Source organism: Serratia sp. HRI, assembly GCF_010119335.3.
Taxonomy (GTDB): domain Bacteria; phylum Pseudomonadota; class Gammaproteobacteria; order Enterobacterales; family Enterobacteriaceae; genus Serratia; species Serratia nevei.
Map to the genome: position 1 here is coordinate 2898259 of NZ_CP083690.1, position 21726 is coordinate 2919984.

Consider the following 21726-nt stretch of genomic DNA (forward strand, 5'->3'; position numbering starts at 1 on the left):
CCCTGGGCGCAGCAATGCTGCGCCCCTACGAGGGTTTAACTACTTTCCCGGTGTGGCGAAATTACGCGAAAAATCAGAATCCAAGCGATTGGGCGTTGTCTTTGGTCACTTCCAAAATCTTATTAAACCGAATCACTTTGTGTTCCATATCGACGTCAGCCTTGCCAAGGCCCTCGATCGACAGGTCTTTGTTCACTTCCTTGCCCTGCAGCAGCTGGTCGGCCACCGTCACCAGCGCATAACCGGCGTCTTTCGGATCCCACAGCAGCGCTTTCTTGATGTCGCCGCGCATCAGGTAAGGGGCGGCCTGCGCCGGCATGGCGATGCCCACCACCGCGATTTTGTCCTTGGCGCGTTTCTTGGCCACCGCCTGGCCGGCGCCGATCGGGCCGAGCGAGCCGAAGCCGATGATGCCCTTCATCTGCGGATAGGTTTTCATCAGGTCCAGCGTGGTGGCGTAGGATTTGTCGATGCTTTCCGCCACCGGCAGGCGCGAGGTGACTTCAAACATGTCCGGGTATTTTTCTTTCTGGTATTTGATGGCGGAGTCGGCCCAGGCGTTGTGCAGCGGCACGGTCAGCGAGCCGACGTAGATCGCGTAGCCGCCTTTGCCACCCATGTCTTTCGCCAGCTCATCGACGTTGGCCTGCGCGTATTTCTCACTGTCGATGGTCTCGATGTCCCACTGACCGATCTGCTGGTCCGGGGATTCATGGGTCAGCACCACGATGCCTTTGTCGCGCGCTTTTTTCAGCACCGGCTCCAGCACCTTGGCGTCGTTCGGCACCACGATGATGGCGTTGACGTTCTTGGCGATCAGATCTTCAATCACCTTGACCTGCGCGGCCGGATCCGGCGTAGAAGGGCCGGTCTGGTAGGCGTTGACGTCGAGTTTTTTCGCCGCTTCGTTGACGCCCACTTCCATGCGGTTGAACCACGGAATGCCGGTCACTTTAGCGACCACGGCAATCTCATACTTATCAGCGGCGAACACAGGTGTTGTCGATAACATGCACGCAGAAACCACACATGCATTTAATAATGCGAGGTTAAATTTCATTAGCTGTACCTTTTTTTATCTGTAGGGGTGGCGGTTTTTCCACCGCTGCAGATTACAAAGGAATGGAAGAGGGGGCGTAGCTGAAGTTAATGAAATGTGATCTGCGCACATTTAAGTAAAATAATGGCGTATTTAGTGTTAAATAAATGTTTAATTATTTGATGGTGGTAAATTTACTACCGATTAAGAAGTAAAAAGTAACCTTTTATTAACTTTCATTTAACGCACTGGCATCATTTGTATGGCGTGAAAGCATAAAAAAATGCCGGCGCAGAGGCCGGCATTGAAGCATTTAATCGATGTGTGAACAAGATCACCTTTATGGCGGATTACAGCACGCCCTGCGCCAGCATGGCGTCCGCGACTTTGACGAAACCGGCGATATTCGCGCCGTGCACGTAGTGGGTTTGCTTGCCTTCACCGCCGTATTCCACGCAGGCGTGGTGAATATCGGCCATGATATGTTGTAAACGTACATCCACTTTCTCTGCCCGCCAGCCGATGCGCGCGGCGTTTTGCGCCATCTCCAGCCCCGAGGTGGCGACGCCGCCGGCGTTGGCCGCCTTGCCCGGCGCGAACAGCACGCCGGCGTCGAGGAAGGCGTCGGTGGCCTGGATGGTGGTCGGCATGTTGGCGCCTTCCGCTACCGCCTTCACCCCGTTGCGGATCAGCGTTTGCGCCGCCTCGAGATCCAGTTCGTTCTGGGTGGCGCACGGCAGGGCGATATCCACCGGCACGTTCCACGGCTGCTGGCCCGCCAGATACGTCAGGCCGCGTTCGCGGGCGTAGTCCGCCACCCGGCCGTAGCGTTGGTTTTTGATCTCCGCCAGGTGTGCCAGCTTCTCGGTGGTGAAGCCGTCTTCGTCCACCAGGGTGCCGCCGGAATCCGACACGGTGATCACGCGCGCGTCCAGCTCCAGCGCTTTCTCGATGGTGTACTGCGCCACGTTGCCGGAGCCGGACACCGCCACCCGCATGCCCTCAAAGCCCAGGCCGTGGCGCTGCAGCATGGCGTCGGTGAAGTACACCAGGCCATAGCCGGTCGCCTCGGGGCGGATCAGGCTGCCGCCGAAGGAGAGGCCCTTGCCGGTAAATACGCAGGCGGTATTGTTGGACAGTTTTTTCATCATGCCGGCCATAAAGCCGACTTCGCGGCCGCCGACGCCGATATCGCCGGCCGGCACGTCGGTGTCCGGGCCCAGATGGCGATACAGCTCGGTCATCAGCGCCTGGCAGAATCGCATGATCTCGCCCTGGCTTTTGCCCTTCGGATCGAAATCGGAGCCGCCTTTGCCGCCGCCCATCGGCAGGGTGGTCAACGCGTTCTTGAAGGTCTGCTCAAAACCGAGGAATTTCAGGATCGACAGATTTACCGACGGGTGGAAGCGCATGCCGCCCTTGTAAGGGCCGATGGCCGAGTTGAACTGTACGCGGAAGGCGCGGTTGACCTGCACCTGGCCGCGATCGTCCACCCAGCTGACGCGGAACTGAATGACGCGCTCGGGCTCCACCAGGCGCTCCAGCAGCGCCTGTTCGCGATAGCGCGGGTTGCGTTCGATAAACGGCCACAGCGAGGTGAATACTTCGCGCACCGCCTGCAAATATTCCGGCTGGTGGGGGTTATGGCGTTGTAACGAGGACAGGAAAGACTCTACCGATACGGCATATTCCATGGATAACTCCTTTTCGCATTAAATTTCCCCCGCTATTTCTTATAGATATGGGTATAGGCGATGCCCGGGGGAGGATGTTGTGTCTTTAGCGACTATATCATCGGAGGGCGGTTGATTATCAAGCGATTAATCGGCATAGCGGCATGAAAAACGCCCGCAGGGCGCGGGCGTTGGGCAGTTAAGTTGGCAAGCGCTTACTTTATTCGTCTTCTTCATCGCGCAGCGGCACGATCAGCATATCGATGTGCACGGTATTGATCAGCTGGCGTGCGGAAGACATCAGCTTGCTCCAGAAGTCCTGGTGGTGGCCGCACAGCACCAGGTCCATGTCGTATTTCTTGATGGCATCAACCAATACCTGTGCCAGATCGCCGCTGCCGCTCAGGGTCTCGGTGATCGGGTAGCCGGCGTTCTGCGACAGCTCGGTCAGCGCCTGATGGGTTTCCTCGGAGATGCGTTTTTGCATGTCGCCGAGATTGACGTCGATAAGGCCGGTATAGAGGTCGGAATAGTTGACATCGACGTGGATCAGAGAAACTTTAGCGTTGTACGGCCGCGCCATCGAGACGGCTTTTTCTACCAGGATCTTGCTTTCCGGTGATAGGTCCACCGCGATCAGTATGTGTTTGTAAGCCATAAGAATACTCCTTCCATAAACATGCCGATTAAAAAGGGTTAGCAGGCGTTCCGTTTACCCGCCTGGCGCTTTTGGTTCCATAGTATCATTCGGATAACGCAATGATATGTTGGGGCGATCACACTGCGCCGCATCGAAAATCTCTCCGCCCGATACCTTTCGTTGTACACCCGCGCGGCGTAAAAGCCTATGGATTATGCGGATGCTGACGGTCTGACCGCTTGAATTATAAGCGTTATTAAACAAAGTATAGCGCTAAATGTGCAATCAGCGCTCCAGATGCGGCTGCAGCAGGCTTTCAAACCACTCATGAAACACCGCCAGGCGGCGCGATCGCTGGCGGCGATGGGGGTAGATCAGGGCGATCGGCATGGAAGCGGCGCGGTATCCGGGCAGGACTTCCACCAGTTCACCGGCGTCGAGCAGGTGTTGCACGTCGTAGCGCGGGATCTGCATCAGCCCCAGCCCGGCGCGGCAGCAGGCGATATAGCTTTCGGCGTTGTTGACCACCACCCGGCTGGGCAGTTCGAGCCGTTGCGTATGGCCGTCGTCGGCCAGGTATTCCCAGGGGGATTCGCGGCCGGTTTTGGGCGAGGCGTAGCCGATGCTCCAGTGTCCCTCGACGAGATCGCCGGGCTGGCGCGGGTGGCCGAATTCGCCCAGGTAAGCGGGGCTGGCGCAGTTGATCAGCGCGATATGGCCGAGTGGGCGCATTACCAGGCTGCTGTCGTGCAGATCGCCGACGCGCACCGCGCAGTCGACCCCTTCCTGCACCAGATCGATGGCGCGATCGGCGGAGCCGAGCACCAGCTGCAGATGAGGATGGCGCCGCAGCAGGCCGGGCAGCGCCGGCGCGATCAGCCGGCGGGCGATGCGGCTCGGTACGTCGACGCTGAGCCGGCCGGACGCCTGGCGCTGGCTGGCCTGAAACGACTGATCGATGTCTTCCACCTCGGCCAGCAGCGGGCGCAGCCGCTCGAGCAGCTGTTCGCCGTCGGCGGTCAGCCGCACCTGCCGCGTGGTGCGGTGCAGCAGGCGCACGCCCAGCTGCGTTTCCAGCTGTTGCACGGCGGCGGACACCGAGGCGCGCGGCACCTCCAGCGCATGGGCCGCCCGGATAAAGCTGCCCATTTCCGCCACCTGTACGAATACGCGGTATTGATTGAATCTGTCCATCTCGTTACCTGCTGTTCCTTGGCGCCGTTTCTGACAGAGAGTGTAGCCGCATGGCGCGGTTGCGCGCGAGCAGGTGCGGGGGCATCTGTGCCCCCGTCGAACTTATTTGGTGGTGTAGCCGCCGTTGATCAGGATGGTTTGGCCGGTTACCCACCAGCCGTCGCTGACCAGGTGGCGGATGAACGGCACCACGTCTTCGATATCGGTCAGGCCGGTTTTGCTGAACGGCGACAGCGCCGCCGCCGTTTTGTGGTAGGCCACGGCGTCCGCACCCTCCGCCGGGTAGAAGAACGGGGTGTCCATCGGGCCGGGGCCGACCGCCGTCACGGAGATACCGCGTTCGCCGAACTCCTTGGCGGCGGCGCGGGTGAAGTGTTCCACCGGCGCTTTGGTACCGGCGTAAGCGGCGTAAAACGGCGTGAAGGCGCCGAGCAGCGAGGTGACCAGCGTGCAGATTTTACCGTTGTCGTTGAGGTGTTTGCCCGCCTCTTTCAGGAAGAAGAACGCGGTTTTGGCGTTGACCGCCGTCATCTCGTCGTACTCGGCTTCGCTGATGTCGACCATCGGCTTTTTCAGCACTTTGCCGACGGTATTGATGGCGATATCCGGCCTGCCGACGGTGGCGACCGTATCGGCGAACAGCTTTTCGACCGCGCCCGCGGTGGTGAGATCGGCCTGCAGCGCGACGCCTTGCGCCCCGGCGGCCTGAATGGCGGCGACGGTTTTTTCCGCTTCGGCTTGGGAAGCGGCGCTGTTGTAGTGGATCACCACCGCTTTGGCGCCTTGTTCAGCCAAATCGCGTGCGATCAGCCCGCCGAGGTTTTTGGCGCCGCCGGCGATGAGGACGGTTTTTCCCTTGATTGAATGGGTTGCCATAACAGTTTCCTTGGATGAGCGTAATGGAAACCTGAGTCTAGCCAGCGTGGGGGGAAAGATCAGCGGCGTGGGGCGGGATAGACTATCCAGAAAAACCGACCAATCACCGGCCGGCGGTTAGTCGTTAGCCCGCCCCGGCGGAGGGCGTTTCGGCGCGGGGTGGTAAATTTTATCCACTGATCAGGCCAGTTTGCGTTTCATTAACCTACAATGATGGATATGGGCCTCATCATTTCCCCTCTGAGTGGAACCACGCTGTGCAAATCTCTCTGTGCGGTGCGGTAACGTCTCGGGAGGCGGTGGGTTATGGGCGTGGCCCGTGCAGGCAAAAAAGGGGATGAGAGCGGTAAGCTCCAGCAGAGTATCGGGTAATGAGGTAGGGCGGTTGGACCCGGCGGATGGCCGCGGATAACAACGCCTTGAGGGGGCAATCATGATCAGTACCGTCGCGCTGTTTTGGGCCTTATGTGTGGTGTGTGTGGTAAACATGGTGCGGTATTACTCTTCTCTGCGCGCGCTGCTGGTGGTATTGCGCGGCTGTGACCCGTTGCTGTACCAATACGTCGACGGCGGCGGTTTCTTCACCGCCCACGGGCAACCCAGCAAGCAGCTGAGGCTGGTGCGCTATATCTTTGCGCAACGCTATGTCGAGCACCACGATCCGGAGTTTATTCGCCGCTGCGAGCGGGTGCGCGGGCAGTTTATGCTGACCTCGGCCCTGTGCGGCCTGGTGGTCATCAGCCTGATAGCGCTGATGATTTGGTATTAATGCCTTCCTGTTTCCCTTGATGCAGGCAAAAAAAAGGCGGCCTTTCGGCCGCCTTTCTCATGATGCTTATCGCTTAGATCAGCTTCAACGCGACCCAATACAGCGCACCGGAAAGCAGAATCGAGATTGGCAGGGTCAGTACCCAGGCCAACAGGATGTTCTTCACGGTTTTGCTCTGCACGCCGCCGCCGTCCACGATCATCGTCCCGGCAACCGCCGAAGAGAGGACGTGGGTGGTGGAGACCGGCATGCCGGTATAGCTCGCCACGCCGATCGACAGCGCTGCGGTCATCTGGGCCGACACGCCCTGGGCGTAGGTCATGCCTTTCTTGCCGATCTTCTCGCCGATGGTGGTGGCCACGCGTTTCCAGCCCACCATGGTGCCGAGCGACAGCGCCAGCGCGACGGCGACGATGATCCACATCGGCGCGTACTCGACGGTCTGCAGCAGATCCTGACGCAGGTTCTTCAGGAAGCGCTGGTCGGCGGATGAGGTTTCCGGCAGCTTGGCGACTTTATCCGCCGTGTCGGTCACGCACATCAGCAGGCGGCGCAGGTGGCTGCGCTGTTCAACCGTCAGCTGATCGTAGCTTTGCAGGTTGGTCAGCATGCCCTGAGCCAGCTCGATCGCCGGCATGGCACGCGAACTGTCGCAGTGGAACTCAGCCGGCTTGTTCGGTGCAGCTTCATCATCCGGGCTTGGCACCAGCGGCGTCAGCGACACCGCATGCGACAGCGCGTCGCCGTGCTGCTGGTAATATTGCTGCAGGTGGCTCACGGCATCACGCGTACGGGTGATGTCATAACCGGTTGCATTCATATTGACCACGAAGCCGGCCGGCGCAACGCCGATCAGCACCAGCATGATAAGGCCGATGCCTTTTTGGCCGTCGTTGGCGCCGTGCGAGAAGCTGACGCCAATCGCCGACAGGATCAGTGCGATACGGGTCCAGAACGGCGGCTTACGTTTGCCGTCGACCTTTTCACGTTCCGCAGGGGTCATGTGGATACGCTGGCGTTTCTTGGTGCCACTCCAATAGCGGCGCAAGGCGAACACCATCACTCCCGCCACCATCATGCCGACCAGCGGCGAGAACAGCAGAGAAAGGAAAATACCAATCATTTTCGGGACGTTAAGCGCATCCACCACCGAAGTGTGGGTCATCAGGGCATTGGTTAAACCGACACCGATGATGGCGCCTATCAGCGTATGGGAACTGGAGGCCGGCAGACCGAAATACCAGGTGCCGAGGTTCCAGATGATTGCCGCCAACAGCATGGAGAAGACCATGGCTAGTCCGTGTGCTGAACTGACGTTCAACAACAGATCGGTAGGCAGCAAGTGGACGATGGCGTAAGCAACACTCAAACCGCCGAGCATTACGCCAAGAAAGTTGAACAAACCTGCCATCACGACCGCAAGTTGCGAGCGCATGGCGCGGGTATAAATAACTGTAGCGACCGCATTGGCCGTATCATGAAAACCGTTGATGGCTTCATAAAACAACACGAACAACAATGCGAGAATTAACATCAGGCCGGTATGGAAATCCAGGCCAGCGAACAAATGCAGCATAAGCGTTACGCCAGTTTGTGGACATGAACGCCGCGCATTATCAGTGACAACCGGGGCCGGGGAAAAGGAAAATATGACGTTTTTTTGATTTGGACATGACGAAATGATGGCGTGTCTATAACAAAAATATGGAATATCAACGCGTTACTCTCCTCTGACCTCTGTAATATTTTCTTACTATGGCGTTGGCGGCGCCGGGGCTTTACAATCTGCCGCCGTGAATTTGGCGGTGACCGGCGGCGAAACGGCGTAATATGGCGCTCTTTTGTCGCGATTGTGGTTTTGATAAGTGAGGCTCAGGTGGAACAGTTTGATGTCGTAGTGATTGGGGCGGGCGCCGCCGGCATGTTTTGCGCCGCGCAGGCGGGGCAACTCGGTTGCCGCGTGTTGCTGCTCGACAACGGCAAAAAACCGGGCCGCAAGATCCTGATGTCCGGCGGCGGGCGCTGCAACTTCACCAATATGTATGCCGAGCCGGCGGCCTATCTGTCGAACAACCCGCACTTCTGCAAGTCGGCGTTGGCGCGCTATACCCAGTGGGACTTCATCGATCTGATCAACCGCTACGGCATCGCCTACCATGAAAAAACGCTGGGGCAGCTGTTCTGCGACGACTCGGCGCAGCAGGTGGTGGATCTGCTGGTCAAAGAGTGCGAACTGGGCCAGGTGACGATGCGCCTGCGCAGCGAAGTGCTGGGCGTGGAGAAAACCGAACATGGCTACGCGCTGGCGCTGAATGGTGAAAAAGTGAGTGCTCGCTCACTTGTGGTAGCCAGCGGCGGTTTGTCCATGCCGGGGCTGGGCGCTTCGCCGTTCGGTTACAAGCTGGCGGAGCAGTTCGGCCTCAAGGTGCTGCCGACGCGCGCCGGGCTGGTGCCTTTTACCCTGCATAAGCCGCTGCTGGAGCATGTGCAGACGCTGTCCGGCGTCTCGGTGCCGACGGTGATCACCGCCGAGAACGGCGTCAGCTTCCGTGAAAGCATCCTGTTCACCCATCGCGGCCTGTCCGGCCCGGCGGTGCTGCAGCTGTCCAGCTACTGGCAACCGGGTGAGTATGTGAGCGTTAACTTACTTCCTGATCTGGATTTGGCGGCCTTCCTGGATGACCAGCGTCGCCAGCATCCGAATCAAAGCCTGAAAAACACCCTGGCGTTGCACTTGCCGAAGCGGCTGGTGGAATGCTTGCAAACGTTGGGACAACTGCCGGAGGCCACGCTGAAGCAGCTGAATGCGCCGCAGCAGGCGGCGCTGGTGGATCTGTTGCAGAACTGGCGCGTGCAGCCGAACGGCACCGAAGGTTACCGCACGGCGGAAGTGACGCTCGGCGGCGTCGACACCAACGAACTTTCCTCCAAGACGATGGAAGCCCACAAGGCGCCGGGGCTCTATTTTATCGGCGAAGTGGTGGACGTGACCGGGTGGTTGGGCGGCTACAACTTCCAGTGGGCCTGGAGCTCTGCCTGGGCGTGCGCTCAGGCGTTGGCGGCGCAGGAGCGTTAAAAGCCGCTCAGCCTTGAAACGCACCGGGTTACATTGGCCCGGTCTTGAGCTGATTCATTAATTTTATTTTAGTATTGCCGTCGAGAAAACTCGCTTCCAGCGCCTGTCGGTTGCTGCGGTTAAAATCGTCATCCTGCCAGCCGAAGGCGTCATGCAACAGCTGGTACTCTTTGTTCAGCGTGGTATCGGCGACGGTGCGCGCATCGGTATTCACGTTCAGCCGCACTCCCATCCTTTTCAGCCGGTCTATCGGGTGACTGTCGATGCTGTCGAACAGATTGCAGACGAGATTGCAGCTGGGGCAGATCTCGAGCAGGACGCCGGTGGCTACCAGGCGCTCGATAAGCGCAGTATCCTCGATGCTCCTGACGCCGTGGCCGATGCGCGACACCTGCAGCCAATCCAGCGTTTCCCGTACGCTGTCGGCGCCCTTCGCCTCGCCGGCGTGGGCGATGACGTTGCCGCCGGCTTCGCGCACCGCCCGAAAGGCCGCTACGTGATTGGCCAGCGGGTAACGCGCTTCGTCGGCGGCCAAATCCAGCGCGACCACGCCGCGGCCCAGAAAGTTAACCACGAGCCCGGCGGTTTGCAGGCTGGCGGCCGCATCGAAATGCCGCAGCGTGCACAGGATCAGCCCGGCGGCGATGCCGTAAGTTTGCGCGGCGTCACGCATCGCGGCGAGCACCGTCTCGACCACCGCTTCACCGCTTAACCCCATCCGGGTATGCAGCAGCGGGGCAAAGCGCACTTCCGCATAGATGACGTTATCCGCCGCCAGCTGCGCGAACAAGTCATCGACGGCCAGCGTTATCGCCTGGTGCGTCTGCAGGAGGTCTATTTGTGGTGCGATCTTGTTTAAAAAGTCCCCGAGATCGGCGCATCGTTTCGGCGCGATAAATTGCCGATTAAAGGCCGTTCTGGTTATTTGCGGGTCGATCTTTTTGACATAGTGGTAGCTTAAACAGGTATCCAAATGGACGTGCAATTCCACTTTCTTCAATATTCTTGGATCGAATTTCATACGGGCCACTTATTTCATTAACGGCTGAGATAACAACGAAAACAGTTTTTCTTTAAACAGGCCGGGTTTAATGCGGGTGATCACGCGGGCATTGGCCGGTTCGCCGGTCAGGTGGGTGGAATCAATGACGTAATGGCCGTAAGACCTTTCACTTTTATATTCTACCCAGGAATACGCCTCCAGACTGGTCTCGACGATGTCCGGGTAGAGCGCCACCGCCATGGCGGTCGGATCGGGTAAATCAAAACCTTTACGCTCGCTGCGCCCGGCGTTGAACGCCATCAGCGTGCGATTGCAGCGCACGGTAAAGCGGCCCAGTTTGCCGAGATGATGCAATCGTTCAATATCGTCCTCGTCAATAAACGCTTCCCCCATCCCGATCTCCCAACCGACGAGGGTGAGCGGCAGCCCGGCATTCAGCACCAGATGGGCGGCCTCAGCGTCGGCGTAGAAGTTAAATTCGGCCAGCGGGGTAATATTGCCCGGCGTCAGCCCGGAACCGCCCATGACATAAACCCTTTTCACTTGTTCGGCCAGCGCGGGCGCTTTCAGCACCGCCATCGCGAGATTGGTCAGCGGGCCGAGAGTGACGATCTCCAACTCGCCAGGGCGTCGTGCGGCGCAGTCGATGATGGCGTCCACGGCATGCATGGGGTCGGCGGTCAGCTGCGGTTCGGGCAAGGCCATGTCGCCCATGCCGTCTTCGCCGTGAATGTGGTGCGAGTGATAGCGCGTGCGGAACAGCGGTTTCGCCATGCCGGCGTATACCGGAGGGGCATAGGTTCCCGCTTTTTCCACGCAGATAAGCGCATTTTTGACGCATTGTTCAAGCGGGCAGTTGCCTGCGACCGTGGTGATCGCTTCCACCCTCACGTCAGGCTCGCGCAACGCCATCAGCAAGGCGACGGCATCGTCGGAGGCGGTATCGGTATCTATCAAAATATGTCGCATGGCAGTCTCCTTGGGTGGGGTCTGCGGAGAAAATACCCAGACGGTCCGAGGCAAAAAAGGTCAGATGTCCTGTTCCGTTCTGAAGCGCGCCGGCTATTCTGGGCGCAGCTGAAAAGATAGGATGCAAGACGTTAACGGATAAGCCCTGGGAGTAAATCGCCGTGAAAACTGTCGGTGACAGCAAGCTAAAAGAAGCGTTTATCGAAGCTCACGATCTGCGAACGGCGCTTTCGCCCCCGCTGTTGGCCGCCTTGCGCCTGGTCAGGGTCGAGGCCGGTGAATACCTGGTGACGCAAAGCGATCGGTTGACCCACCTGTTTTTTCTCGTGCAGGGAAAATTGCAGGTTGAGAATTACGATGTGAACGGCATGCACATCGTCTTTTCCTTCGAAACGGATTTCTCCGTGATAGGCGATCTGGAGCTGTTCTCCCAGGCGCAGCGGGCGGTGTTCAGCACCGTTCAGGCGGTTACGGACGCGCTGATCTTCACGCTGCCTATTGACGTCATCAAAGAGCGGGCCATGCACAATCCTGTTTTCCTCGCCTTTATGTGCCGGCAGTTGAGCGACAAGCTGCTTAACGCTTCATTGCTGCATGCGAGCGGCGGCTTAACGGCAGAATATAAGTTGCGCAAATTTCTGTTATTTAAAATAAAGCAGGAAGGCGTGCAGATTCAGCTCGAAAACAGGGAGTTGCTGGCGGGCAGATTAGGGATCTCCGTCAGGCAGCTGAGCCGCGCGTTGGCGCAGCTCGCGGCGGACGGTATTATTCAGTTTAAAAACAAATCGCTACGGGTGGTGGATAGCCAACGGCTGGCCGACATCAACGGGAGCGCCAGGATCTAGCCGATCGCCGGCCCCTTAAGCTCGATGCGATTGCCGTCCGGATCGCTGAAGTAAATCGACGGTCCGTCGCCTTCCGCGCCGTAGCGCGATTCAGCAGGATCGACGGCGATCCCTTGCGATCGCAGATAGGCCAGCAGTTCGTCTTCGTTGAAAGGATCGATGCGCAGGCAGAGGTGATCGACATTTTGCCGGTGAGGATCGGGCGCATCGCCGCCTTTTTTTCCAAGCTGGCCGTTAACGTCGACCAGATCAATCATGGCCGCCCCGGCGTGCAGGTGCATCAGCCCCAAATCCGGCCGCCGTTTGGCGATATCACAGCCGACGATCTGGGTATAAAAATGCAGGCTTTTCTGCATATCGCGCACGCGCAGAACCACATGGTCGATAGTCTTCAGGCTGAAAGGGGGCATGATTTTCTCCCAGAATCGCGGCGTTACTCATCAGCATAATCGGCAACGCCCGATTTATCCCGTTTTCTCCCCCTACTGCTTTGCTGCCAGAGCCGCCGCTTAGCGCAGGGTTGCCACGATCCCTTCCAACGCCGCGCGCTGCGCCTCGCCGAGCGCGCTTTCCGTCGCCGCATTCTCCGCCAGCAGGGTTTGCAGGCCAATCAGCCAGTCATAGATATAAAACGCGGTGTTTTTGGTCGGCGTCGGCGCCAGCCGGGTTAACCGCTGCTGGCGGCTCCAGTCCACCGCCGGCTGCGGCGGTGGGGTAAAGATCGGCTGGCCGGGATTGACGCGGCTCTCGGGGCGCGTTGCCGCATCGCGCCGCTGGAAGCCGAGCCAGGCGACGAAGTCGCCCAGTATCGCCAGCGCCTGGCTGATTTGCCGATCTTCGCACTGGTCCGGCAGGCCCCCGGCGCACAGCGCGCGTTCCAGCTCATCATCGAGCCGCAGGCGGCAGGCGGCGCCGATCAGCGCATCAACCAGCAGTTCCAGGTGCGGCTTTTCGACGCCGAGCAGCTCCAGCAACCGACGGCTGTCCGGCAGGCTGCGCAGATGGTTGATCCAATCCGCGAATACCCGCGCGGCAAAGGATGACGCGGGGGGCTCGCCGGGTGCCGGGGTTTCCGGTGCGCCGAACAGATCGATATCGAGCCCGAACGGCGCTGGCGTCGCCGTCGGGGCCGGCGCGGCGTGCTGCTGTTGCTGATAAAGCTGGCGCAACGTATCGCGCTGCGGTAACAGCCGTTCCAGCAGTTCGCCGTGGCGGCCGGCCTGCGCCTGCAGCGCTCGCAGCAGCTGCTGGCCGCGTTGCTGCGCCGCGTGTGGATCGGTGGCGGTGAGCCAGTTGCCGAGCAGGCTTTCCGTCAGCTCGCGCTGCAACTCTTCGCGCTGTTCGAGCAGGCGCGCTTGCTTCTGGGCCGGGCGCGCCTGGGCGGCCAGGTAGCTCACCATACGGCGGCAATCCTGTTCATCCAGCGCCAGCAGCGTGGCCCAGCTGTCGCCGGGCTCGCCGACCTGGCGCTGTACGGCGTCGTCGGGGCGCGCTTTGCCTTCCCCGCGTTGATCGAACGGTGTGATCGCCCAGATCAGGCCAGGCTTGCGGCGCTGGCGCAGCGCCGGGGTTTCCCCCTGAGTCTGGTTGACCCAGTTGGCGAGCGCCTGGCCGATGCGGGCGGCGTCCTGTGGCGTGGCGGCGGCATCGGCCACCAGCAGCAGGTTGGCGTGCAGGCCGTCTGCGCAGCGGGACAGCAAATGGGCGCGTTTCGCCTGTTGCAGCCGCTGCGTTGGTTCCGCCTGCGGGCAGGCGCGGCTGCCGGGCAGGTCGATCAGCGCCACGTCGGCGGGCAGGCCCGCCTGCGCCGTTTGCGGCAGAACGGTGGTGACTTCGGCGGTCAGCCAGGTCAGATCGCTCAGCGCGATCTCCCGTTCACCGCCGTGTTCGGCCATCACGACGATCGTCGCGTTTTCCGCTGCGGCGCTCGCGGTCAGCAGCGGCAAGGCGCGGTGCGAAGCATGAACCTGTCGGCTGCCGCCGAGGGCATGCAGCGTGTGTGCCAGCTGGCGATAATGCGCCGTCAGCGTTGTTTCCTCTCCCCACAGCGGCGCAAACAGGCGCGCGCGATCGTCGATGCTCAACTGCGGCGCCAGCGCCACGGCCTGCGGCCAGAAATGCCTGTCCAGCGTCTGTTGCCCCTTGTCGCCGTGGCGGCGTTGGCTATCCCACAGCGTCAGCACATCGCTGTCGCTGAGGCCGTCGAGGGCGACGGTTTGGCGGTGGCGCGCCAACGCTTGCAGATGGCGGGCGATCGCGCGGGCGTCCCAGTCCAGCCGGAAGCCGCCCATCGCGGCGGCATCGAGCGTGATGGCCAGCCACTGCGCTTCATCGAGCAGCGCGAGGGCGAGCGGATACTCGGCGCACGGCGACGGCGCGACGGCGCCGTAACGCACCGCCAGCGCGGCGTCTGCGTGCAGCCTTTCTGCGCCGGGGGCCAGCGCCGCCAGCAGGTGGGCCTTGGCGGCGGTGTTGTGGCCGTACAGGCCGATAGCGACCTGCTCAGGTTGCGCATTCGCCAATTGCAGCGCGCGGTTATGGCAACGGCGCAGGCGCAGCGTCAGGCGATCCGCCTCCTGTTCCAAACGAGTGGACTGCCGGCGCGCGGCGTCCACCCAGGCGATCGCCTGCAGAATGCCGGTGCTGAGTGTGTGGTTCGGGGCCGATTGGGCGGTAGTGGTGGCTTTCATCGTGGGTAAATGCTCCCGCTGTCTATCCAGTAGTGGGTCGCGCCGGAGGCGCTGGCAGCCAGGGTATTGAGTTTCAGTTGCAGATGGTGCGCCGGGACGGGGCTGTCGTCGGCCAGCAACGCCTGCGCGATCTTGACGCTTTCTGCGCCCTGTTCGGCGCTGGCGGTAATGGCCAGCCGCAGGGTGATCACCGCATCGCCGGCCAGTTTGCGCGCCAGCTGGGCGTCATTGATGGTCAGCGTATAGAGCGGCGAGGCCGGCCAGCGTTCGTTGTCCAGTTGGCGAAAGCCCAGGCGCAGCGGGCCGCGCAGCTGGAAGCTGCCGGCGGGGTCGAGCGCGAAGTCGGCGCGATCCAGATCGATGTCGCGGTAATAGACGTTATCGTCCGCCAGCATGTTGTTGCCGTCCAGCATGCCCAGATGGCGAATGGTGGAGTAGGGCTGGAAATCGCCGACGTTGAAGTAAAAGCTCTCCAGGCGCAGGTCGATCGCCAACAGGCACAGCATGGCACCCACCGCGGCGGTGGATTTCGGGTTGTCGATGCGGCCGCGTTTGTTGAACGGGTACCAGCTGCGGGTGTGGTAGCCCTCGAGCGGCAGAATGCGGCTGGCGGGCAGCGGCTGCAGATGGCGCAGCAGCGCCTGCACGCCGGGGAAACGCGCCGGGCGGCCGGTCAACAGCAGCACGTCGCAGGTATACAGCGCCACCACCTCGGCCAGCAGGCGCAGGCAGCGGCCGATGCCGATGCGATCGGACAAGAAGGCGGCGTGCAGATCGGCCAGGCGGATCACCAGCGGGGTGTGCAGAATATCGAAGGCGTCGCTGTCGGCTTCGCGCTGCACCTCGCCGTTGATAAACGCCAGCACCTGCGGCGTCGGCGGCTGCGGCAGCAGGTCGCCCAGGCTGGCGGCGATTTCCGCCCGGCTGTCCAGCGGATCGTATTCTTCATAGGCGCCGAGCAGCGCGCGTCCGGCGGGCATGAAAATCTGCAGCGCGGCCTGCTGACGCAGGGTGGAAAGCCCGTCCATGCGCCCTTCGTTGCCGAACAGCCTGTCCATCAACGCCGGGGCGGCGTTCACGCCGGCGGCTTCGAACGCCTGCTGCACGGCGGGCAGGATAAACTGCTGGATGGCGTCCAGCAGGATATCGTCGCCGGCGACTTTAAAGCCCTCGCGGAACAGCAGGCGCGGGTTGATTTTGATGTTGTTGCCCACGCCGTCGTCGAGCGAATAGTGCGTGATCGCCAGATCCGTGGTGCCGCCGCCGATGTCGATGGAGGCGATGCGCAGCGTTTTTCCCGCCTGCTCACCCGGCGCCAGCGGCCGGTCGGGCCGGGCCATGGCGGCGAAAAAGGCGTCGGTGCGGCCGGCGAAGTTCACCTGGGTTTCATTGTACAGATAGACCATCTGGCCGCAGGTGGCCTCGTCCCACTCCATCTGCACCTGAGGCACCGGGAAGCGGGCGTGCGCGCCGTCGAACGGCGCATCCTGCGGGTGCCAGCCGAGGGCCTTCCACACCAGCCCGATCGCTTCCTGCATGCGGCGGCGGAAGATCTCTCGCTCCGGTTTCGGCATGGCCGAAGGCAGCGTCAGAATGATGGCGCGCAAACGGCGCGGCGCGGCGGCGTTCGGCATGCGGCTGCGCTGGGCGATGCTGTTGATCTGCATCAGCGCCTGCGCCAACAGCTCGGCGAGCATCAGCGTCATCACCGCGCTGCGGCTGTAATGGGCGGCGAACACCGGCAGCCGTTGCGCCGTCGGCAGGGCAGACAGCGGCACGCCTTCGTCGTTGATGAGGGTGGTCAACGGCGCGGCGGCGGCCATCGGCTCGTGCCGCTCGTTGAAGCGCCAGCCGGGCGCATAGCGCTCCTCGTCCCACAGGTAGCGGCGCGGGCTGGAAATGCCGGTAGTGCCTTCGTGGCCCGTTCGCCGCTGCGCCAGCTGCGCGGCTTCGCGGCCGACGCGGGTGATGGAGGGCCACTGGAAGGCGTCGTCGCGCCCGCTCTGGAACGACAGATGCGGCTTGCCGAAGCTGGCCTGAGAAAACTCCACCCGGCTCTCGAACAGTTCGTTGTAGACGCGGTGCGGTTCGGACAGCGAACGCAGCTGCAGCTCGTAGGTTTGCTTCAGGCCGTTGCTCTCTTCCGGGTGGTCTTCGACCAGCACGCCGCAGGTGTGCGAGTTGCCGACATCCAGCACCAGATCGACGTCGATCGCCGGTTGCTGCAGCGTCGCCGCCACTATTTTTATCTGCGGTACCGCCAGCTGATGGCCGAGCATGTGCAGCAGATTGAGGTAGTGCGCCTGATACTCGAAGGTTTTCAGCCCGGCGTTGATCTCCACTTCGGCGCGCTGCTCCCGCTCGGCGGCGCGCTGGCTGAACGCTTCGCGCAGCCAGCCGTCTACCCAGGTCAGATCGAGAAACTCGCCCAGCTCGTGGTTGCGGTGCGCCAGCGCGAAGTTCAGCCCGGTGCCGAGATCGCTTTCGCCCGGCGCCAGAGTCTCTTGGCCGGGCGCGGCGGCGCGGGTGTCGAAGGCCAGCACCACGCGCAGCAGGTTGCCGTCCTGATCCGGTTCATCCAGCTGCACCACCTGCAGGCGCGCCCAGTTGTCCGGGCCCGACAAAAACAGGCCCGCCGGGGTGTGGCGCAAGAAGGGCAGCGGCAGCCAGAGCTTATCCAGCAGGCGCAGCGACTGCTGCAGCGGATAGCTGAACTCCGGCCGCACCACTTCGGCGGCCTGGTTGCCCACGGCCGGCAGCTGGTATTTGCCGCTCTCGGCCTCCCATTGCAGGCGCAGCAGCGGGCCGCTGGCGGTCTTGCGCACGAATTTGCCGGGAAACTCGGCGTCCAGCAGCGGCGTCAGGGCAAAGTCCAGCAACTGAATGCCGCTGTCCTGAATCAGCGTAATGCCGTGTTTGTAGTCCGTAAGGGGTGCCAGCATCATTTACTCTCGCGCTTGAACGTCATGGGATAGGTGGTGTCCGCATCGTAGCGGCCGGTGCACTCCGCCGCGCCGGTTTCGCCCTGGCGGCAAACGATCTCCGGGATCTGGTAGCGGCTGCCGTCGCTGCAGCGCGCCTTGGTGCGGCTGTTGATCACCAGATTGCCGGACTGCATCAGCCCGGCTTCGACCGCCACCCGGCAGCTGACGCCGTCGCCGTAGGAGATGATGGCGTTGCCTTTGCCGCCGTTCAGACGGTATTGCAGGCCGGGGCGTTTGCCGGTGATCGGGTCTTTCAGCGCCACCGTGGCGCGCCATTTGCCGTTAAGGAAACGGGTGGAGCCGGCCTTCACCGCCTCGGGCGGCAGCACCAGCGCATTTTTGTCCGCCGGCTGCGGGATGACCGGTGCCGGTGGCGGCGGCATCAGCGTCGCGTGCGCCAGCGGCAAGCGCAGTTTGGGCAACGGCGCGGCGGCTTTTTCCGGCGGGGCCGGATGCTGGACCTCCGCCGGCATCGCCGGTTGCGGCGGCGAGCGGTGCAGCCAGGCGGCCAGCGCCGCACTGCCTAGCAGCAGCACGGGAAAGAGCCAGAGAGCATAGCGCCGGCGCGGGCGAACGGCGGCAGGGGATTCGATAGGCGCTGCCGGGGCGGGCGCCGGTTCGGGCTCGGCGGCCGGGGCCGGTTTTACTGGTTCGACAACGGCCGGTTTACGCGGAGCGGCGGCGATCGGCGCCGGTTTTTCCACTTCGACTTTCACCTCTGCTTCGATCGGGCGCAGGCAGGCCAACGGATCGTCCGGGCTCTGCGCCTGCGGCTTGATAAAGCCCCAGAAGGTCAGCACCGGCCGGTCGTCCACCAGATAAACGTGGTTGGGATCGGGCATGTGCATCGCTTTGGCCAGCAGCGCGCCGAACAGGCGATGGCTGGGGTGATCGGTCGCCTGGGCCTGTTCCGTCAGGCTGCGAAAGGTCGTCAGGCAGTGTTCCAGGTGGCGCACTGCCTGCGCCCGCTGGGCATCGCTTGCCGCCAGCCAGGAGGTGACCTTGCCGGGGAAGGGCGCATACCAGTCGATGCGGGTGCCGCTTTCGTTCGGTTGGGGGATCGCCAGACAGTCGGCGGCCTGCTGCTGCCGGCGAAGACGCAGGGTTTCCCGCAGCTGCTGCGCGCAGGCGTAGACCGGTTGCCCGTTTTCGCCTAAAGCCAGCACATCATCCAAACTGCCACTGCGTAAGAAGGGTTTCACCACGGCACCGCACCTTGTCCTGTTCTGCAAAAACGCATAAAAGTCCATGATACCCCGCAGGCAGAGCCGCCAAACGGCCAAGGACAGCCCGAAAAACGCCCTTCTTTGGCGTTAGCGGCGCGCTTTGCCAACCGGCACAGTGAAAATTTCGCTATCTGGACCTGTCTGTGAACCGCTTTATCTGAAAAATAGAACCTAGCCCCGGCAAGCGACGCCGGGGAACGATGTTCTCTTTCACTATGACATCGCCTCGCGGGTTGCCGATTTCGGTATGCCTCAGGCGTGCGGAGCGTTCACATGACGGACAGTCAGTCTGAAAAAACTCTCGTTGTTCCCCCTGCACATCCCGCCGTCGGGCATTCGGCCCAGGGCTGGATGAACGGCTTCCTTGGCATGATGATCTTCAGCGGCTCGCTGCCCGCCACGCGAGTGGCGGTGCTGGAGCTCGATCCGCTGTTTCTGACGGCGGTCAGGGCGGCGATCGCCGCCTTGCTGGCCCTGTGTGCGCTGCTGATCACCCGGCAGGCGCGGCCGACGCGGGCCGATTTGCCGCCGCTGCTGTTTGTGGCGCTCGGCGTGGTCATCGGTTTTCCGCTGCTGACGGCGCTGGCGCTGCAGCACACCACCTCGGCGCATTCGCTGGTGTACATCGGCCTGCTGCCGCTGGCGACCGCCGGTTTTGGCGTTTTGCGCGGCGGAGAACGGCCCAAGCCCGCTTTTTGGGCTTTTTCAGGCGTCGGCGCCGTGCTGGTGGGCGCTTTCGCGTTGAGCCAGGGGAGCGGCGGTGCCTGGCAAGGGGATGCGCTGATGGTCGGGGCGGTGTTGCTGTGCGGCCTGGGTTATGCCGAAGGGGCGGTGCTGTCGCGCCGGATCGGCGGCTGGCAGGTGATCTCCTGGGCGCTGGTGGTGGCGTTGCCGTTGACGCTGGCGGCCACCTGGCTGGCGGCGCCGGCCGGTTGGCCTGCGATCAGCGGCGCCGCCTGGCTGTCGCTGGTTTACGTCTCGGTGTTCAGCATGTGGATTGGGTTTATTTTCTGGTATCGCGGCCTGGCGCAGGGCGGCATCGCCGCCGTCGGACAGTTGCAGCTGCTGCAGCCGTTCTTCGGCCTGGCGCTGGCGGGCTGGCTGCTGCATGAGACCGTCCAGCCGATGATGATCGCCGTGATGGCCGGCGTGGTGGTTTGCGTGTTCGGCGCCAAACGTTTTTCCCGCTAGGCGCCGCTGCCGGCGCAGGCCAGGATCACCTGTCCGAGCCGTTCCACCGCCTGTTGCACCTGGCGGTCGGCGTAACCGCCCAATCCCAGCACCAGACCCGGCTCACCGTGGCCGGGCGCATACATCGGCGACACCGCCCGCAGCGCCAATCCGGCTTCGTTGGCGCATTGGGCGACCCGCACGTCATCGAGACCTTTCCTCAGCCACAGCACCATGTGCATGCCCTGATCGCAGGGCTGCACGACCGCCAGCTCAGGGGGGATATGCGTGTTGATCGCCTCGATCAGCACCCGGCGTTTCTCGGCGTAGACGCCGCGCATTTTGCGGATATGCCGGTCGAGATACCCTTCGGCGATAAAGGCGGCCAGCACGTGTTGATCCGCGCTGGGCGGATGGCGATCCATCAGGATCCTGGCGCCGCAAAAGGCGTCGACCAGCGGCGGCGGCACGACGGCGTAACCCAGCCGCAGCGAAGGGAACAGCATCTTGCTGAAGGTGCCGAGATAGAGCGTCCGTTCGGGCGCCAGCCCCTGCAGCGAAGGGAACGGGTGACCGGCGTAGCGCATCTCGCTGTCGTAGTCGTCTTCCACGATCCAGGCCTGCCGCTCTTTGGCCCAGGCCAGCAGGGCGCTTCTTTTCGCCATGCTCATCGGCATGCCCAGCGGATATTGATGCGACGGCGTGACAAAGGCGGCGCGGGCGTCGGCGGCCAGACGCACGCCGGCGGCAACGTCGATGCCGTCGTCGGCGACGGGCACCCTAATCATGTGCCGATCGCGAAACAGGCTGTCGAAAATGGCGGTAATGCCGGCGTAGGCGGGATCTTCGACCCAGGCGCTGTCGCCGGCGTCCAGCAGGATCTGGGCGGCCAAATAGAGCCCTTGTTGCGTGCCGGAGGTGATGAGGATTTGCTGCGGCGTGCAGTTTACCGAGCGGGAACGGCGCACATAGTCGCAGATGGCTTCGCGCAGCGGCAACGCGCCCAGCGGATCGCCGTAGCCCGACGGGGCGCCGGGGCCGCGTGCCCGGACGCGGTTACCGAGCCGCCGCCAGACATCGTCGGGCGCGGTATCACCGATCGGCACCGAGACGGTGAACGGTACCGGCGGCAGCGCCCGTGCCTGGGCGGCGAAGCGCGCCAGATGCTGCGCCTGTGAAGAAAGCGGCACCGCTACCGCCGAGCTCGCCTGCACGTTGGCGTGCGGCGTGCGGCGCGGCGCCTGATAGTGAGCGACCCGGGTGCCGGAGCCGGGCTGCGGCTCGAGAAAGCCTTCCGCCGTTAGCTGAGCGAAGGCTTCCAATACCGTGCCGCGTGCCAGATGCAGCGCCGCTGATAGCCGTCGCGTCGAGGGCAGCAGATCGCCCGCTTTCAGATCGCCCCGATGGATGGCCTGGCGCAGGGCCTGCGCCAGCTGGTGGCTAAGCTGGCCCGCCAGGCGATCGAGCTCGCCGATGGCGGGGACGTCAACGACTTTGGCTATTCTGGGCATGTATTCCGGCTCGCTTTGCAGTGCGAAAATGAGTATTCAGAGTAAACCACTCTGGCGTCAC

General features: G+C 62.4%; 17 protein-coding genes. 4 read left to right on the plus strand and 13 right to left on the minus strand.

The features are described 5' to 3' along the window. Window positions 1–73: 73 nt before the first annotated feature. The 5 genes from GF111_RS13915 to GF111_RS13935 all read right to left on the minus strand — a co-directional run bounded on the left by GF111_RS13915 (window position 74) and on the right by GF111_RS13935 (window position 5422). Window positions 74–1060: an autoinducer 2 ABC transporter substrate-binding protein gene (locus GF111_RS13915; protein WP_033636379.1), complete on the minus strand. Its 987-nt coding sequence runs from the start codon at window positions 1058–1060 to the stop codon at window positions 74–76. A gap of 329 nt (window positions 1061–1389) precedes the next feature. Continuing rightward, a complete protein-coding gene (gene gdhA, locus GF111_RS13920) occupies window positions 1390–2733 on the minus strand; it encodes an NADP-specific glutamate dehydrogenase (protein ID WP_033649380.1) in 1344 nt (447 codons plus the stop codon). Between the two features lie 199 nt (window positions 2734–2932). After that, window positions 2933–3370: a universal stress protein UspA gene (gene uspA / locus GF111_RS13925; protein ID WP_004930988.1), complete on the minus strand. Its 438-nt coding sequence runs from the start codon at window positions 3368–3370 to the stop codon at window positions 2933–2935. 267 nt (window positions 3371–3637) lie between these two features. After that, complete coding sequence (locus tag GF111_RS13930) at window positions 3638–4546, minus strand: LysR family transcriptional regulator (protein WP_038873838.1); 909 nt, start codon at window positions 4544–4546, stop codon at window positions 3638–3640. Between the two features lie 102 nt (window positions 4547–4648). Next, the gene (locus GF111_RS13935; RefSeq protein WP_147190859.1) at window positions 4649–5422 is read right to left on the minus strand and encodes an SDR family oxidoreductase; all 774 of its coding nucleotides are present in this window, start codon (window positions 5420–5422) and stop codon (window positions 4649–4651) included. Window positions 5423–5855: 433 nt separating this feature from the next. Here GF111_RS13935 and uspB point away from each other — a divergent pair, with 433 nt between their 5' ends. Then, complete coding sequence (uspB, locus tag GF111_RS13940; protein ID WP_016930435.1) at window positions 5856–6191, plus strand: universal stress protein UspB; 336 nt, start codon at window positions 5856–5858, stop codon at window positions 6189–6191. A 73-nt stretch (window positions 6192–6264) separates the two neighbouring features. Here uspB and pitA read toward each other — a convergent pair whose 3' ends face one another. Then, window positions 6265–7767 carry an inorganic phosphate transporter PitA gene (gene pitA / locus GF111_RS13945; protein ID WP_047729648.1) on the minus strand — a complete coding sequence of 501 codons (1503 nt, stop codon included), beginning with the start codon at window positions 7765–7767 and terminating at the stop codon, window positions 6265–6267. A 300-nt stretch (window positions 7768–8067) separates the two neighbouring features. Here pitA and GF111_RS13950 point away from each other — a divergent pair, with 300 nt between their 5' ends. Further along, window positions 8068–9267 carry an NAD(P)/FAD-dependent oxidoreductase gene (locus tag GF111_RS13950; protein ID WP_055313435.1) on the plus strand — a complete coding sequence of 400 codons (1200 nt, stop codon included), beginning with the start codon at window positions 8068–8070 and terminating at the stop codon, window positions 9265–9267. Between the two features lie 28 nt (window positions 9268–9295). Here the strand turns inward: GF111_RS13950 and add are convergent, their stop codons facing one another. Continuing rightward, complete coding sequence (gene add / locus GF111_RS13955; protein ID WP_147190857.1) at window positions 9296–10288, minus strand: adenosine deaminase; 993 nt, start codon at window positions 10286–10288, stop codon at window positions 9296–9298. Window positions 10289–10297: 9 nt separating this feature from the next. Continuing rightward, window positions 10298–11239 carry a nucleoside hydrolase gene (locus tag GF111_RS13960; protein ID WP_038871515.1) on the minus strand — a complete coding sequence of 314 codons (942 nt, stop codon included), beginning with the start codon at window positions 11237–11239 and terminating at the stop codon, window positions 10298–10300. 161 nt (window positions 11240–11400) lie between these two features. On the opposite strand from GF111_RS13960, the gene GF111_RS13965 reads away from it, so the two are divergent. After that, window positions 11401–12084 carry a Crp/Fnr family transcriptional regulator gene (locus GF111_RS13965; protein WP_047729650.1) on the plus strand — a complete coding sequence of 228 codons (684 nt, stop codon included), beginning with the start codon at window positions 11401–11403 and terminating at the stop codon, window positions 12082–12084. Here the strand turns inward: GF111_RS13965 and GF111_RS13970 are convergent. The 4 genes from GF111_RS13970 to GF111_RS13985 all read right to left on the minus strand — a co-directional run bounded on the left by GF111_RS13970 (window position 12081) and on the right by GF111_RS13985 (window position 18963). Next, entirely contained in the window at window positions 12081–12494 is a 414-nt protein-coding gene (locus GF111_RS13970; RefSeq protein ID WP_038871509.1) for a VOC family protein, read from the minus strand. The two genes, GF111_RS13965 and GF111_RS13970, sit on opposite strands and share 4 nt — an antisense overlap. 99 nt (window positions 12495–12593) lie before the next feature. Then, window positions 12594–14774: a virulence factor SrfC family protein gene (locus GF111_RS13975; protein WP_147190855.1), complete on the minus strand. Its 2181-nt coding sequence runs from the start codon at window positions 14772–14774 to the stop codon at window positions 12594–12596. Then, complete coding sequence (locus GF111_RS13980; protein ID WP_186766894.1) at window positions 14771–17716, minus strand: virulence factor SrfB; 2946 nt, start codon at window positions 17714–17716, stop codon at window positions 14771–14773. The genes GF111_RS13975 and GF111_RS13980 overlap by 4 nt, the downstream gene beginning before the upstream one ends. Beyond that, the gene (locus GF111_RS13985; protein ID WP_147190851.1) at window positions 17716–18963 is read right to left on the minus strand and encodes an SrfA family protein; all 1248 of its coding nucleotides are present in this window, start codon (window positions 18961–18963) and stop codon (window positions 17716–17718) included. Before GF111_RS13985 ends, GF111_RS13980 begins: the two co-directional genes overlap by 1 nt. A 294-nt stretch (window positions 18964–19257) precedes the next feature. On the opposite strand from GF111_RS13985, the gene GF111_RS13990 reads away from it, so the two are divergent. Next, a complete protein-coding gene (locus GF111_RS13990; RefSeq protein WP_038871497.1) occupies window positions 19258–20175 on the plus strand; it encodes a DMT family transporter in 918 nt (305 codons plus the stop codon). Here the strand turns inward: GF111_RS13990 and GF111_RS13995 are convergent. Further along, window positions 20172–21665 carry a PLP-dependent aminotransferase family protein gene (locus GF111_RS13995; RefSeq protein WP_047729652.1) on the minus strand — a complete coding sequence of 498 codons (1494 nt, stop codon included), beginning with the start codon at window positions 21663–21665 and terminating at the stop codon, window positions 20172–20174. The two genes, GF111_RS13990 and GF111_RS13995, sit on opposite strands and share 4 nt — an antisense overlap. Window positions 21666–21726: the final 61 nt, after the last annotated feature.